Consider the following 15732-nt stretch of genomic DNA (forward strand, 5'->3'; position numbering starts at 1 on the left):
GATCGCACGCGAGCTCGGTATCAGCAAGAATACCGTCGCTGACATCGTGCAACGACACAGAGCTAACGCTTAGGGTGTCATTTCGCCCTCAGCCGGAACCGACCCCTAGAAGGGCGTCAGTTGCTGTCAGCAGCGTCAGTCCACTGGCGCGGTAGCTCTGATTTTCCGGTTTACGATCCCTGATTTCACCCAGACGGTGCAGGAATACCGCGCGCGCTAGAGAGAGCTCCCATCGCTTCGCGACGGGCCCCGACCGGAGAAGTAAATTAGTTACAGCATTCAAAAGGAAGTTCATCATAAAACCAGCGCCGGTTTGCCGGCCAGGTGCCCCTCCCCACCACTGAAAAGCGCCGCCGCCCCCGGCCGAAGGCCGGGGAACACCATCGCTTTTAATGATGGGTGTTGTAACTACTCTTCTTCATCGCTGTGGAGGGAGCTGCGGGCAGTTGTCTAGTACACGCTCGTAAGCGGCCCTCCGGCCCGCTAACGCGGAGATACGCCCCGGCTGCGGCTATCGCCTTGCCGGGACCACTCCGACCGCGTACAGAAGCGTTTGAGATGTTTTGAGCGGGTATGGCTTTGCAGCTATCGTGCTAGTTCCCTGGTGTCGCTGAAATAACTGAAGAACATCCCCCTAAGCGTCAGCAGCAAGCTGCCGCCGCTAAGGCCCCGGAAATCACGCCCTTTACGTCGTAAACGCCGTAAAGCCCGCTCACCGGGGTTAAAAGGGATTACCTTAATTTCTTCATTGCTGATAGCGGGTTAAGGCTAATCAGGGCAGGGGGTAGGGTGGCAGAATTTATAGCCCGGTAACCGGCTACGCCGGGCTTTCGGCGCCATTTGACTCCACAGACACATGTAACCTCATCTGGCGCCTCCATGCCGCTGACGCGGCATCCAGAAGTTTCCCGATGCTGTAAGTCTTAACGTCTGCTTTGAGCCAAAAGCGGAAGTAACTAACAGCAGTCTGTGTGAAAATACGGGGAGCAGGTCAAGTCTGCAGTAAATGTCCGCTCATAGATTATATCGGGGAAATGAGCGGTGTGTGACAGGCAAAAGGGAGTGTATTCAGCGCCACCGACATCGTGGCGCTGGCAATAATGTTAGCTAAATCTTTCCGGGCGGAAGGTCGCCAGCATCGGGTGTTTGACGCCGGTGAGTATCTCCTGCGTCAGTATCTCGCCGAGGATTAACGCCAGCGTGGCGCCGGAATGGGTGAAAACGACAAAACAGCCGGGAACGTTCTGCAACTCGCCGACCACTGGTTCGCCATCTCCTGGAATGGGCTTCAGACCAATTTTCCAACTGTTGGCTGTTAACGGCTCGCCGTCACCTATCAGGCTACCCGCTTCCGCCATCAACTGGTTAATGACAGATGTATCAATGCTGTACTGCCCGTCAGCCTGAGCGACGATATGCTCTTCATACCAGTCATGATCGACGGCGATAGTGTTGCCAGGGTTAGGGCGGACCGCAGCGCGTGGTGTATTCAAGACCACCTGGAGTGCGTGATCGCAGGGTTGGCTGGTCACCAGCATTGAGACCGGAGAGCTATTGGGTATCTTCACACCGAGTGGGGCAACCACTTCCGGCGTCCACGGGCCACACGCCACCAGTACCTGATCGGCCTGCAGCTCACCGAATTTTTCACTGCGAATGCCGCTGGCCCGGCCGTCTTTGGTTAGCACGCTGGCTTTACCAGCGTGCTCAACGACTTCTCCGCCCAGCGCACGAAATGCCTGCATCAGATGCTCAACCAGATGCGGCAGACTGACCCAGCCTTCACCCAGATTTGCAATCGCGACCTGACTCAGGCTGGCCGGATTCACCTGCGCATCGACATCACCGACCGTGGCGTGATTGATCAGCTTTGAGTCGTAGCCCTGCGCTTTTTCATAGTCATGACGCGCTTTGGTGCCCGCGACATCGTCTGCGGCCCAGTAAATAGCACCATCGAAACGCAGCCAGTCAAGCTGTGGATGGCGGGCAAATAGCGTGCGATAGCGGTCAATACCCGCCATCCGCAGCGCATGATAAGGCTGCGAACGCTCACCAGCTGAGTTGAGCCAGGAGAGGGAACGGCCGGTGGCGCCTGAGCAGAGCGCCGCTTCCGTCACCAGTGTGACTTGCGCGCCCGCCTGCGCCAGCTGCCAGGCGGTTGAGACTCCGAGAATGCCGCCACCCAGCACGATGACGGTTTTTGCCACGGTTTTGTCAGACATCATTTATTCCTTCTGTTAAAAAATGTTCGCCCTCAGGCAATACGTACGCGATGCTGCCGATGGAGTTGCTCAATAAGCTGTAAAACACTGAGCGCTTCACGTGCATCAACCGGCGGCGGCCCGCCGTGTAACAGCGCGTGGGCTAACAGCTGATAGAAAGCGGGGTAGTGGCCACGTTCAATGGGCACCGTTGTGGTTGCCCCGACCGTGCCGGCCCGGGCAAAATTACCTGCCGGCGTGACGCCGTACTGGCTATCGGTGGGCGACATGCCAGCCGCCAGCTGCGGCTCCTGATTATCCAGCCCCCAGTGGGTGAAAGCGCCTTTGCTGCCCAGCAGGTGGAAGCGCGGCGCATTCAATGCCGCCTGACCATTCATCCACAGCCGGGAACGCACCCCGTTGTGATGCAGCAATGAGACGAAACTGTCTTCGTCACTGTCCGGCTGAGGCCCGGAATGGCGTGCCAGCTCCGCCGTGGCGTGGACTACCGGGCCAAATAGCTGCATGGCCTGGTCAATCAAATGGCTTCCGAGATCCAGCAACAAACCGCCGCCCTGCGCAAGAGTGACGCTGTCACGCCAGTTGCCAAATCCCTGCGGTCGCCACCACTCGAAACGCGACTCAAAACTTCTTACGGTGCCAAAGGCTTCCTGTTGTACCAGGCGCTGTAATGTCAGAAAGTCACCGTCCCAGCGTCGGTTATGAAAAACGGTGAGCAAGGTATTAGCCTGCTGCGCTGCGGCGATCATCATTTCGGCCGCTTGTACATCTGCTGCAAACGGCTTATCCACCACCAGATGGATAGCACGCTGGCTGGCCTGCACAGCCTGCTCCGCATGTTGCGCCGGCGGCGTGGCCAGCACGATGAGATCGATGCTAATCTCGCCGCCATCAATTGCCTTAAGCAACGCCGGCCAGTCCGGCAGCACCCGCGCCTGTGGGTAACGTTGCTGCGCCGTCGCTACGCGTTGGGCATCGCCAGTGACGATGACGTCGAGACGATAGTCGGTGTTAGGGGTAATCAGCGGCGCATGAAACACGCTGCCGGCGACGCCAAAACCCACCAGAGCCGTGCGGATTGGGCCTCTAACCTGTTGATGTGGCATCACAGTACCTCCGACAGAAAACGCTGCAGGCGTGCAGATTGCGGGCGGTCAAAGATTTGTTCTGGTGTGCCGGCTTCTACAATCTCGCCTTCATCCATAAACACTACCTGGTCTGCCACGCGCCGGGCGAAGCCCATCTCATGCGTCACTACCACCATGGTCATGCCTCGCTGGCACAAATCAGCCATTAGCGTCAGAACACCTTTCACCAGCTCAGGATCGAGTGCCGAGGTTGCTTCATCGAACAGCATCACTTCCGGCTCCATCGCCAGCGCACGTGCTATCGCCACCCGCTGTTGCTGGCCACCCGAGAGGTCGCGCGGACGGTGATCGGCTCGCTGAGCAAGGCCAACTTCGGCCAGCCGCTGGCGGGCAATCTCCAGAGCCTCGGCTTTCGGGAGGCCTTTCACTTTCCACGGTGCCAGCGCCACGTTTTCCAGCGCGCTATGATCGGGAAAAAGGTTGAAATGCTGAAATACCATGCCAATCCTCAACCGTAGCGAATCGGGCTTATCCTTCAGGACAGATCGCCCGGCCAGTAATACATCCCCTTTCTTCGGCTCATGCAGGCGATTGATGCCACGCAGTAAGGTGGATTTTCCCGATCCCGAGGGACCGATGATGCAGGTGGTGGTGCCAGGTTCGATGCTCAGCGACACATTACGCAGCACCTCAATCGGGCCGTACGCCAGGGTCAGATTGCACAGCTCCAGGCTCGCGCCGTGAAACGCAGAAGGTATAGCCATATTAATGTCCTTGCTCGCTGGTAAGGGAGACCGAGACCGCCGGAACCACATTGCGCTTTTGCTGCACTTCATCGAGCTCCTTCAGGCCGCTTTGTGGCGCAGTGGCGCGACGCCGCCCGGTACGGTAGCGGATGTCGATATAGTTCACGGCGTGGGTGAGCGGCACGGTGATCACCAGATAGAACAGCCCGGCCAGCATCAGTGGAGACAGGTTGCCGCTCAGCACGGCAGCATCCTGACCGACCCGGAACAGCTCACGCTGACCGGTCATCAGGCCCAGCAGATAAACCAGCGACGAGTCTTTGATGATGGCGATGAACTGATTGACAATCGCAGGTAACACGCGGCGGATGCCTTGCGGAATGATCACCAGGCGCATCGCCCGGCCATAGCTCATTCCCAGTGCCCGGCACGCTTCCATCTGCCCCTGTTCCACGCTCTGAATACCGGAGCGGAAAATTTCGCCCATGTAAGCGCTGGCAATCAGGCTCAGGGCAAAAATGCCCAGCGGATAAGGAGTAGGGCCAAACAGCTGATAGCTAAACCGCGCCAGGCCCTGACCAATCAACAAAATGGTGAGGATGGATGGCAAGCCCCGAAACAGATCGGTATACAGCCGCGCGGGCACGCGCAGCCAGCGGGAGGGCGAGATGCCCATCAGCGCCAGTATAAGGCCGAATAGCGTGCCCAGCACGGTGGCTGCTACAGAGATAATGATGGTGTTAACCAGTCCGGTTGCCAGCAGCTGAGGCAGGACGTCCATCATCGATGGAATATCAAAAAACGTACGGGAAAGAATAGTGATCAGATCCATAGCCGATTCTCGGTTGCGGGTGACGGACATGTGCCGTCAACGGATGCAGTCTCACGCATAATGATGCGCAGGGTTATTGGCCACCGGGCAGATACTGTTGCGGCATTGGCGAACCAGGGAACCATTTCTGGTACAGCTGTTTCCAGGTTCCATCCTGCATCGCTGCTTTGATGGCTTTATCCAGCGCAGCTTTGAACTCAGGCTTACCTTTGGCGATGGCGACGCCCGCAGGCGCGTCAAAAGAAGGGATGTTCGCCGCCGTGACCAGCCTGAAGCGGGTGGCATAATCTTTGGCCGCTTCGTAGTCGAGGAACATGGCATCGAGCGTGCCGTTGTTTAGCGCGGACACCGCTGCGTTGTTATCGGGGAAACGCACCAGATCGGACTGTTTGAAATGCTGCAGCGCATAGTTCTCCTGCAGTGTGCCCTGAATCACCCCAACTCGTTTATGCGCCAGGGCTTCAACGTTCTTCACGCCTGAATCACTGCGGGTCAGCACAGTTAAATAGCCCGCGAGATAGCCAGTAGAGAAGTCGACTGTTTTTTCACGTAGCGGCGTGATTCCAATGGCGGCGACACCGGCATCATACTGACCATTTGCCACAGCCGGCAGGATGGCGGAAAAATCCTGACCGATAAAGTCCACCTGTTCAATACCCATGCGATGTGCCACGTTTTTGAAGAATTCGACATCAAAACCAGTAAAATTGCCGTTTTTATCGGTGAAAGTGTAGGGCTTCGAGTCTCCCAGGCTGGCTACACGTAGATGACCGGGCTCGATCAAACCCCAGGGATTGCTGTCATTAGCGGCGTATGCACTCCAGCAGGCTGAAGCCAGCATAGCCGAGCCGAACAGAGCAGCGGTCAGATGATTGAAGCGTTTGTGCGATGTCATAAGGCTCTTCCGTCTTTGCAGGTGAAACTTCAGAGTTCGCCAAGCCGGTTTATAATTGTTGAGACCGGTCTCAACGATGTGTAAAATAAGACAAGCCCTGGTGTTGAGACCGGTCTCATTTGGATGTATTGATATTAAGCACACGCTGTCAGCAGCGTCAATAATGTTGTTATCAACTTGTGATTCTAAATAATTATGACCAATGAAAATGCTCGTTTACGAAGCCCAACCGTCGCCGACGTCGCCCGCGCAGCCAATGTTTCCAAGGCTCAGGCGGCACGTGCCTTGGGCGGATATGGTTCAGTGAGTGATGACGTGCAGACCCGGGTGAATCAGGCAGCTGAAGTGCTGGGTTACAGGCCGAACGAGTTGGCCCGCAGTATGAACACCGGCCGATCTAATACCATTGGGGTGATTGTCGGCGACATTGAAAACCCGCATTTTGGCCTCGCGCTGCGCGGAATGGCGGACGTTGCACGACAGGCGGGATTTCACTTGCTGCTGAGCAACAGCGATGAAACTCTGGACGAGGAGCGGGAGGCCGTGCGCGTGATGCTGGATAAGCGCGTCGATGGCATCATCGTCGCGCCGTGCAGCTCACTGTTTGAGGATAACGAACATCTTCGCCAGGTGCTGGCAGAAGGGCGTTCATTAATGATGTTTGACCGGGCAGTTCAAGGGATGGAGGTGGAGACCGTCCAGGCGAACTTTGTTACAGTGGCTAAACAGGCCACGGAGCTGTTACTGGCGGCCGGGCATCAACGTATTGCTTATATCTCCAGCATGCGCTGCGCTACACCTTATTCGCCGGCCATGACGTTGGGTCCAACGCCGGTAGCGCAACGTGTCAGCGGAATGATTGACGCCTACCGGGCCGCGGGTAGGGAGCTGGATCCGGCGCTCATTCGGCTTAATGCACTCAGCGAAGCCACCATTGAGCAGATACTGACTGAACTACTGGCGCTCGCCGAGCCACCGAGCGCGCTGATAGCCTCGGACAACCTGATTGCGATAGGCATCCTGCGTGGTCTGACCAAACGTGGCCTGCGCGTACCCGAAGATATCTCTTTTCTGATGTACGATGATTTTCCCTGGACCGAGCTGATGTCGCCGCCGCTAACCGTGGTCGCCCAGCCGGTATATGAAATGGGACGCGAAGCCGCGCGCCGATTGATTTGCCAAATCCGCAAGCAATCCGCAGGCGCCTTACCTGCGTTTGACAGCTGGATGATAGTGCGCGGCTCGGTAGGGGAAAATTTATCTGCTGGGTGATATTGTGCCGATACGGGTTTGGGTAATGACTCCAACTTACTGATAGTGTTTTATGTTCAGATAATGCCCGATGACTTTGTCATGCAGCTCCACCGATTTTGAGAACGACAGTGACTTCCGTCCCAGCCTTGCCAGATGTTGTCTCAGATTCAGGTTATGTCGCTCAATGCGCTGAGTGTAACGCTTGCTGTTAACGTGCAGCTTTCCCTTCAGGCGTGATTCATACAGCGGCCAGCCATCCGTCATCCATACCACGACCTCAAAGGCCGACAGCAGGCTCAGAAGACGCTCCAGTGTGGCCAGAGTGCGTTCACCGAAGACGTGCGCCACAACCGTCCTCCGTATCCTGTCATACGCGTAAAACAGCCAGCGCTGACGAGATTTAGCACCGACGTAGCCCCACTGTTCGTCCATTTCAGCGCAGACAATCACATCACTGCCCGGTTGTATGCGCGAGGTTACCGACTGCGGCCTGAGTTTTTTAAGTGACGTAAAACCGTGTTGAGGCCAACGCCCATAATGCGTGCACTGGCGCGACATCCGACGCCATTCATGGCCATATCAATAATTTTCTGGTGTGTACCGGGTTGAGAAGAGGTGTAAGTGAACTGAAGCTGCCATGTTTTACGGCAGTGAGAGCAGAGATAGCGCTGATGTCCGGCAGTACTTTTACCGTTACGCACCACGCCTTCAGTAGCTGAACAGGAGGGACAGCTGATAGAAACAGAAGCCACTGGAGCACCTCAAAAACACCATCATACACTAAATCAGTAAGTTGGCAGCATTACCCCACATTCCTTGTGTACTTTTTTAGTGCAACATGATATCGTCAAAGCATTCTCCCGAGTCGCCATGCGTCTAGCCGGTACATCAAGGGCATGTGTAGCCGTATAACATTCATTTTAAATAACACAAATCTTTATGGAGTTTATCATGTTCAAATCGATCATGACCGTATCATTGCTGGCCGCCGCTATTGCTTCTACCAGCGCAGTGGCCGCAGACAATTCGGCGGGTGGTATCATTAACTTTACCGGCGCAATTACCGATACAACCTGTACCATTAACGGCGGTAAAAGCGCGGACTTTACCGTTGCGCTTTCCCCTATTTCGGTAAATGATGCGGGCAACACGGTTGGCCTGATCACTAAAAATAAAAAATCTATTGCGCTGACGTTCTCTGGTTGTTCACCAGCAGCCGAAAAGGCCGGTACCCCGCTGCAAGTGTATTTCTCCAGCGCGGATAATATCTCCACTGACGGTAAATACCTGGTGAATAACAGCGTGAACGAAAACGATGCCAGCGTGGCACGTAATGTCGGCTTTGCGTTAGTGGAGCCAGGTTCGTCTACGCCTATTACCCTGAACCAGCCTTACCTGACAAATATTATGGGTACAGCGACCGCGCCAGATTCCGAAACGCTGACGCTGGACGTTTATTACTATAAAACCAATGCCGCTGATGCAACGGTCGGTGCGTTGAGCTCCAACGTAACGTATACCATTTCCTACCTGTAATAGTGATTATTCAGGCTCTGTTTTCGCAGAGCCTGTATTTAAGGTTGCAATCATGCGCAAGGCAATTTTGCTGGCAGGCTTACTGCTAAGCACGGGTCACTCATGGGCCAATATTGTCATTAATGGCACCCGTGTCCTTTATCCTGAAAATAACAAAGAGGTGATCGTCCAGTTAATGAATACGGGCGATGCGCCGGCTCTGGTGCAATCCTGGATAGATGACGGTGATATTAATTCCACGCCGGAAACAGCCAATGTGCCGTTTCTGCTGTCGCCGCCGGTGATAAAGGTTAACGAACATAATGGTCAACAGCTTCGTATTAAAAAGCTGCCGTCCAGCTTGCCTGCGGATCGCGAATCCGTCTTTTTCCTGAATGTCCTCGACATTCCACCCAGACCTGAAAATCTGCAAAACCAGAATACCGTCCAGCTGGCAATTAAATCCCGTATCAAACTTTTTTATCGGCCCGCTGCGCTGAAAGGCACGCTGGATGACGCGGTGGCGAAACTTACGCTCGCCGCCGACGGCGATCGCTTTCGCATTACAAATAACAGTCCGTTCCATATTACGGTCGCTAATATTTCGCTGGGTAAAACGAAATTGCTCCAGGAGTCCCCGATGGTTTCCCCGTTTGGGCAGCTGACGGTCGCCGCCAAAAATACGGTTAAGCGCGGACAGACCTTCCAGCTGATGTATGTGGACGATCTTGGCGCGTATAAAACCCGGACTTTCACCAGTCAGTGATCGTAAAAACTCACCATGAAAATGAAACAAAACAGACTCTGTCTGCTGGCAGTCTGCACGCTTCTGCTTTCGCATAAATCAGGGGCCGTTTCGTTTGATCCCTCCCTGCTTGCTGGCGCATCCGGTGAGTCCGATCTGTCTCGCTTTTCCGAAAACAACGCCATGCCTGCCGGCAGTCAGGAGATGGATATCTACGTAAACGGCAGCTGGAAGGGACGTTATACCGTCATCTACGGCGAGCAGCGTGACGACATCCGCCTTGCCTGGAAAGATGCCCGGTCGCTGGGCATCAACACCACGTCCGTGCCTGCGCCCGCCATTGCGCACGGGCAGGTCCAGCTGCGCGATCTGGTTCAGGGCGGTGAAGTCAAAACCGATACCAGCACCCTGAGTCTGGCGCTTACCGTTCCGCAGGCGGCCGTGCTGCGTACTGAAGAAGGTTACATTGCCCCCCAGTTCTGGGACGAGGGGATACCGGCGCTGATGCTCTCGTGGAACACGACCTGGTATAACACCCGCGCGAAAGGCGCTGCGAAAGACACAAATGATGATTTTTATGCCGGGCTGGATTCCGGCGCCAACCTTTTCGGCTGGCAGTTTCGCGACAGCAGCGCCTGGCGGAAAACGGCCAGCGGAGAGAGTAGCTGGCAGAATAATACCCGCTACCTGCGCCGTCCCCTGGCCTCGCTGAAATCCAACCTGACGCTGGGTGACTTTTATATTCCTGGCGATCTGTTTGATTCCCTGCGCGTGCGCGGCGTGTCGCTGGCGTCGGACATGAAGATGCGCCCAAATTCACAGCAGGTTTTTTCACCGATGGTTCACGGCGTGGCGCGGACGAACGCCCTGGTGAAAGTTATCCAGAATGGCAACGTGATCTATCAGGAGAACGTGCCGCCGGGCCAGTTTACCCTCGACAGCATTCAGCCTACCGGCTCCGCGGGCGATTTGCTGGTGGTGGTGCGTGAGGCGGACGGTTCACAGCAGTCCTTCACGGTGCCGTTTTCCGCCGTGCCCGGGATGCTAAAAGAAGGGGTGAGCCAGTACAGCGTGGTGGCGGGTAAAGTGCACCAGAACACGCTCGATGCCGAACCCGCATTCATGCAGGCCACGCTGCGCTACGGGTTTAATAACCTCATCACCGGGTATACCGGGACGATTATTAGCGATAACTACCAGGCCGGGCTTGTCGGTACCGGGTGGAACCTTCCCTTTGGCGCGGTCTCGTTTGATGTCACCCACGCCAAAACCACCCTACAGGATCGCACCAGCAGCGGTCAGAGTTATCGCGTGTCGTACAGCAAATTTATCGATACCACCGCCACCAACTTCACCCTGGCGGCCTATCGCTATTTCACAAAAGGCTATTACAGCTTCAGCGACGCGCTCTATTCGCGCGAAGGGTATCAGCGCCTGAGAGCGCAGTACGACGACTATGAAGATCGGTTTGGCATTGCGCCCGACATGTCGCTAAGCACCTGGGACGCCCTGCGTGCGGCGCAGCCCAAGAATACCTTTACGCTTAACCTTAATCAGCGCCTGCTCAATAACTGGGGCACGGTGTTTGTCTCCGGCACACACCGCGATTACTGGAACTCACAGCAAACCACGCGCGAATACCAGATGGGCTATTCCAACGCCATCGGCCGCGCCAGCTATACCCTGTCGGCCAGCCGGGTACGGAACAGGGACAGTGAAGAAGAGACGCGCCTTTACCTCTCCCTCAGCCTGCCGTTCGCGCTGTTTGATAATAATGCGTGGATCACCTCCAGCCTGACGGCCAGCGATTCGCATTACGAGCAGAGCAATATCAGCATGAGCGGGAACGCGCTGGCGTCGAACCGACTGAGCTACACCCTCTCCGGCAGTAATGCGCGGGGGGGGAAAAATGCGGCAAGCGTTAACGCCGCGTACCGTTCGAACTTCGCAACACTCGGTGGCTCTTACAGCGAATCCTCCGACTACCGCCAGACCGGGCTCAGCGGACGCGGCAGCCTGGTGGCCTACCCGTGGCACGTTCTCGCCTCAAACGAAACCGGCACAACCATGACTATCGTCGATGCGCCAAAGGCGGAGGGGCTGATGGTGAACGGCGATGAAAGCATTATGACGAACCGCGATGGCGTGGCGCTGGTGCCTTACGCCACCCCGTATCGCAAAAACGCCATTACGTTAACTGAAACGGAAAACAGCGCTGGCGCGGAGGTGATCGGCAATATGGCTAACGTGGCTCCTTACGACGGGGCGGTGAGCTATATCCGCTTTGAAACCGACAAGCGCCAGTCATGGGTACTTCATGCGACGCGCGCCGACGGCAAACCGCTGCCCTTTGGCACCGAAGTGCTGGATGAACATGGTGAATCTGTCGGGTATGTCGGACAGGCCAGCGTACTGTATATCCGTGCTGAACGGCCGCCACGCGCGCTCAACGTGCATCTCCGCGGCGGAAAGTGCGAAATCTCCTCCCCGGCCTGGGGGCTGAACAGCCCCTCATCGGTTTGCCATTAATTACGGATTATCAAAATGTTACGATCATTCATGTTCCTGCTCCTCACCAGCGTTAGCGGGATGAGCTATGCCACCTGCTCCGGCAGCGGCATCGTTTATGGCACACCGATTACCATTGATTTATCGGATAAGCTGAGCCCGGCCACGCCCACATGGACCGGCAGCTTCACCACCCAGTACAGCGGCTCGTTCAACTGTACGACGCGTAACAGTGAATTTTCTTACACGCCGATCCTCTCGACCAACAACAAATACGCGACCATCCTCGGATTCAGCAACAACAAGTATATGGTGCGGGCGGAGATCACCAATCCCCCGGCCAATAAAACCCTGTCTGCCAGCGGTAGCCATACGGCGTCTGAGCTGAACACACCGTTTACGGTTCGCTTCACCCTCGTTAACCAGAGCGGCACCACCCTGACGGGGGATACGGCGAACATGAGCGACGTTCTGTTCGTCAGCGACATGAGCGGATTGTCGATTTTGGAAATCCCCCTCTGGCTAATTAATCAGGTCATCAAAATCGCCCAGTGGTTATTCAGCGGGTTCAAATGGCCTTACGACAACCGCGATATGTTTGGTCAGCCGATGATCATCAAATACGCGCCAAAACTGACTACCTGTTCCTTTGATAATGCGGGGCTGACCGTGGCGCTGCCGACGCTCGGCATTCCCCAGCTCAGTGCATCCTCACAGCCGGGGCTGACGCCTTTTTCACTGAACATGAGCTGTCAGAACGTCGGGGTTAACGGCAATTCCGATCGGTCAATTGAGATGTTTCTGTCCAGCACGCAGCTGCTTTCGACCGACAGCTCGGTGCTGATCGACAGCAGCAGTAGCGCGGCGCAGGGCGTGGGGCTACGCCTGATAAAACGTGACGCCCCGCAAACGCCGGTGACCTTCTCTACCTCGACCACCAGCCGTGGCAACGCCACAATGATTTTCAGCGTGGCGGCTGGCGCGGCGCTGGACGAACATTTCACCCTTCCGATGGCGGCGTACTATTACGTGTGGGCGCCCGCCCAGGTGAGCCAGGGTAAGATCAATACATCGGCTACGCTGAATATTATCTACCCCTGATGTGGACTATTCCTCCATCTTTCCAACCGTCTGCACATACTTAATCAGTTCGCTGTGGTTGGAAAGATTCAGCTTTTTTATCGCATTGTGTTTGGGAGTGCGGACGAATTCCTGGACCTTCAGGGGTTAATTTATGCATTCATACGAGGACCGGATCCGGGCCGTCGAACTCTATTACCGGTACGGAAAGAAAGCCTCTGTTGTCGTCATGGAGCTGGGATATCCTTCCACAAAACAGCTGGGCCGTTGGGTTCGGATTTATGAAGAGAAGGGCGATTTACCCAGGGAATTAAAGCCAAGAGAACGCTATTCACGGACACAGAAAATTGCTGCTGTTGAGCATTATCTTACTCACGGTGGTTGCCTGTCGTACACTCGCCGAGCCATCGGCTACCCCAGTAACGAAATTCTAAAGCGCTGGATTGAAGAGTTTTACCCAAATGCGCGCCCCCTGGTCATTCGCTCAGGCACAAACAAATGCTTCAGCCCGGAAGAGAGGTCTCAGGCCGTCCGGGAGCTCTGTAACCGACGTGGAACCGCGCGTAAAGTTGCACAAAGCATAGGCGTCAGCGTCCCGGTCCTGTACAAATGGAAGAAAGACCTTATCAGTGACGAGGCTTATCAATCCATGCGCAAACGAAAGTCAGCCCCTCAGGGGCTTTGTTGAATAAATCAGATTTCGGGTAAGTCTCCCCCGTAGCGGGTTGTGTTTTCAGGCAATACGCACGCTTTCAGGCATACCTGCTTTCGTCATTTTGTTCAGCGCTCGTACCAGGGCCATAGCCTCTGCAACCTGACCATCGTAGTCACGCAGCGTCAGTGAACCCCCGAACAGCTGTTTTACCCGGTACATCGCCGTTTCCGCTATCGAGCGACGGTTGTAATCTGTTGTCCATTTCCACCGCGCATTACTCCCGGTCATTCGCTGATTAGCCACTGCACGGTTACGGTCTGCATATTCACCGGGCCAGTAACCCGCACCTTTTCGGGGAGGGATAAGCGCGCTGATTTTCTTACGCCGCAGTTCATCGTGACAGAGCCGGGTGTCGTAAGCGCCGTCTGCCGATGCTGCCCTGATTTTTCTGTGAGTCTGCCGGATAAGACCCGGGAAGGCTTCTGAGTCCGTCACATTGTTCAGCGACAGGTCTGCACAGATGATTTCATGTGTGTTGCTGTCAACTGCCAGATGCAACTTTCGCCATATACGACGGCGTTCCTGGCCATGCTTTTTGACTTTCCACTCGCCTTCACCAAAGACCTTCAGCCCGGTGGAATCAATCACCAGATGCGCGATTTCACCCCGGGTGAACGTTTTGAAACTGACGTTAACCGACTTTGCCCGCCTGCTGACACAGCTGTAATCCGGGCAACGTAGCGGAACGTTCATCAGAGAAAAAATGGAATCAATAAAGCCCTGCGCAGCGCGCAGGGTCAGCCTGAATACGCGTTTAATGACCAGCACAGTCGTGATGGCAAGGTCAGAATAGCGCTGAGGTCTGCCTCGTGAAGAAGGTGTTGCTGACTCATACCAGGCCTGAATAGCTTCATCATCCAGCCAGAAAGTTATGGAGCCACGGTTGATGAGGGCTTTATTGTAGGTGGGCCAGTTGGTGATTTTGAACTTTTGCTTTGCCACGGAACGGTCTGCGTTGTCGGGAAGATGCGTGATCTGATCCTTCAACTCAGCAAAAGTTCGATTTATTCAACAAAGCCCATTCAGTCCTCAATTTGTGCATTTTTTAAACGAAAAAAGGGTGTCTAATACGGTGAAATCATAGTATTACCAAAGTAATAAATAAAAAGTTATTTAAATCAGTAATTTAGATTTGATTTGTAATACCTGGGTAATACCGCAGCATGGCTAAATTTTGTTTTTTTTCTTTTAAATCAGTGCGATAGCGTGATTTATCACGCTGCGTTAGGTGTATAGCAGGTTAAGGGATAAAAAATCATCTTTTTTTGGTAGGGCGATCTCCGTAGGTTAAGGGGCATTTGGCTAAAAAGCGTCCTATTCTTTGATGGTCATGCTTGCATGACCATCTGAGCAACCAAAAACTACAGATAAACTACAGATAAACTACAAAAAACGTTTTGCCTTAGTGTTGTAAGACTACAATAAAACTACAAATAAACTACAAAAAACGTGACAGACTACAAATAGACTACAATAAAACTACAGATAAACTACAAAACTCGATTGACCCCTTCTTACGAGTGTTGTAGAGTCATTTTCATACAACGGAGGGGGTTATGAATAAACCAGCAGATCTGAAACCCCGCAACTTATCGGCTGCTGTCAGATTGCGCCTAAATGAAATCGAGAACTGGCTGGACAGAGGGCTAACGCGGCATGAAATTGCTGAAATCCTCGACAGCGAATACAGCTTTTCGGTAACAGCCAAAGGGCTTGAGATGGCACTGTATAGAACGCGGCAAAACCGAAAAAATGTATTGCACAATACGCATGATAAGAGTAGCGCGAAGGGTGCAGCGGAAAGTGTATTGCACAATACACAACCGTCTGAGCCTGAAGTGCAGGAAAGTAAAAAAGCAGAGAGTCCCGGCATTATTGATAAAGAATTCTTCAAGAAAATCGGTGAGAATTTCGACCCTAAGAAGTTCAACAAAAAATTCTGAGGTGATTTATGAAAGTAGCGGTAATTAATTACAGTGGCAGTGTTCGTAAAACCTTAATTTCATCTTACCTGTTAGCCCCGCGCGGCTTTGTTGAATAAATCAGATTTCGGGTAAGTCTCCCCCGTAGCGGGTTGTGTTTTCAGGCAATACGCACGCTTTCAGGCATACCTGCTTTCGTCATTTTGTTCA

Annotated in this window: 13 protein-coding genes and 1 pseudogene; 7 read left to right on the forward strand and 7 right to left on the reverse strand. The window is 54.4% G+C overall.

What is annotated here, in order from left to right:
* Window positions 1–1103: 1103 nt before the first annotated feature.
* From ACOTX1_RS23090 to ACOTX1_RS23110, 5 genes are all read right to left on the reverse strand, one after another.
* A complete protein-coding gene (locus ACOTX1_RS23090; protein ID WP_074075315.1) occupies window positions 1104–2222 on the reverse strand; it encodes an NAD(P)/FAD-dependent oxidoreductase in 1119 nt (372 codons plus the stop codon).
* A 32-nt stretch (window positions 2223–2254) separates the two neighbouring features.
* A complete protein-coding gene (locus ACOTX1_RS23095; protein ID WP_038992757.1) occupies window positions 2255–3328 on the reverse strand; it encodes a Gfo/Idh/MocA family protein in 1074 nt (357 codons plus the stop codon).
* A complete protein-coding gene (locus ACOTX1_RS23100; RefSeq protein WP_032693911.1) occupies window positions 3328–4074 on the reverse strand; it encodes an amino acid ABC transporter ATP-binding protein in 747 nt (248 codons plus the stop codon). Before ACOTX1_RS23100 ends, ACOTX1_RS23095 begins: the two co-directional genes overlap by 1 nt.
* Window position 4075: 1 nt before the next feature.
* On the reverse strand, window positions 4076–4888 hold the full coding sequence (locus ACOTX1_RS23105; RefSeq protein WP_032693912.1) for an amino acid ABC transporter permease: 813 nt from the start codon (window positions 4886–4888) through the stop codon (window positions 4076–4078).
* Window positions 4889–4961: 73 nt separating this feature from the next.
* The gene (locus ACOTX1_RS23110) at window positions 4962–5783 is read right to left on the reverse strand and encodes an ABC transporter substrate-binding protein (protein ID WP_074075314.1); all 822 of its coding nucleotides are present in this window, start codon (window positions 5781–5783) and stop codon (window positions 4962–4964) included.
* 195 nt (window positions 5784–5978) lie between these two features.
* Here ACOTX1_RS23110 and ACOTX1_RS23115 point away from each other — a divergent pair, with 195 nt between their 5' ends.
* Window positions 5979–7055: a LacI family DNA-binding transcriptional regulator gene (locus ACOTX1_RS23115; protein ID WP_074075313.1), complete on the forward strand. Its 1077-nt coding sequence runs from the start codon at window positions 5979–5981 to the stop codon at window positions 7053–7055.
* A gap of 36 nt (window positions 7056–7091) precedes the next feature.
* Here the strand turns inward: ACOTX1_RS23115 and ACOTX1_RS23120 are convergent.
* A protein-coding gene (locus ACOTX1_RS23120) for an IS1 family transposase (protein WP_223863004.1) occupies window positions 7092–7789 on the reverse strand; the annotation gives its coding sequence in 2 pieces (ribosomal slippage) (window positions 7092–7540 and window positions 7540–7789; 699 coding nt in all).
* Window positions 7790–7988: 199 nt separating this feature from the next.
* Between ACOTX1_RS23120 and ACOTX1_RS23125 the strand changes: the two genes are divergently transcribed.
* From ACOTX1_RS23125 to ACOTX1_RS23145, 5 genes and pseudogenes are all read left to right on the forward strand, one after another.
* On the forward strand, window positions 7989–8573 hold the full coding sequence (locus tag ACOTX1_RS23125) for a fimbrial protein (RefSeq protein WP_150321484.1): 585 nt from the start codon (window positions 7989–7991) through the stop codon (window positions 8571–8573).
* 52 nt (window positions 8574–8625) lie between these two features.
* On the forward strand, window positions 8626–9318 hold the full coding sequence (locus ACOTX1_RS23130) for a fimbrial biogenesis chaperone (RefSeq protein ID WP_015570089.1): 693 nt from the start codon (window positions 8626–8628) through the stop codon (window positions 9316–9318).
* A 15-nt stretch (window positions 9319–9333) separates the two neighbouring features.
* Window positions 9334–11826 (forward strand): fimbria/pilus outer membrane usher protein, encoded by a 2493-nt coding sequence (locus tag ACOTX1_RS23135; protein WP_421766875.1) that lies wholly within the window; start codon window positions 9334–9336, stop codon window positions 11824–11826.
* A 15-nt stretch (window positions 11827–11841) separates the two neighbouring features.
* Window positions 11842–12906, forward strand: coding sequence for a fimbrial protein (locus ACOTX1_RS23140; RefSeq protein WP_421766876.1), 1065 nt, complete (start codon window positions 11842–11844; stop codon window positions 12904–12906).
* A gap of 133 nt (window positions 12907–13039) precedes the next feature.
* Window positions 13040–13561 (forward strand): annotated as a pseudogene (locus ACOTX1_RS23145) (transposase); the annotation flags it as partial.
* A 57-nt stretch (window positions 13562–13618) separates the two neighbouring features.
* Here ACOTX1_RS23145 and ACOTX1_RS23150 read toward each other — a convergent pair.
* The gene (locus ACOTX1_RS23150) at window positions 13619–14587 is read right to left on the reverse strand and encodes an IS5-like element IS903B family transposase (RefSeq protein ID WP_022652343.1); all 969 of its coding nucleotides are present in this window, start codon (window positions 14585–14587) and stop codon (window positions 13619–13621) included.
* A 569-nt stretch (window positions 14588–15156) separates the two neighbouring features.
* Between ACOTX1_RS23150 and stbA the strand changes: the two genes are divergently transcribed.
* Window positions 15157–15543, forward strand: coding sequence for a plasmid stabilization protein StbA (gene stbA, locus ACOTX1_RS23155; protein WP_001039464.1), 387 nt, complete (start codon window positions 15157–15159; stop codon window positions 15541–15543).
* Window positions 15544–15732 lie beyond the last annotated feature (189 nt).

The organism is Enterobacter cloacae complex sp. IR5401, assembly GCF_049238425.1.
GTDB classification, from domain to species: domain Bacteria; phylum Pseudomonadota; class Gammaproteobacteria; order Enterobacterales; family Enterobacteriaceae; genus Enterobacter; species Enterobacter hormaechei_C.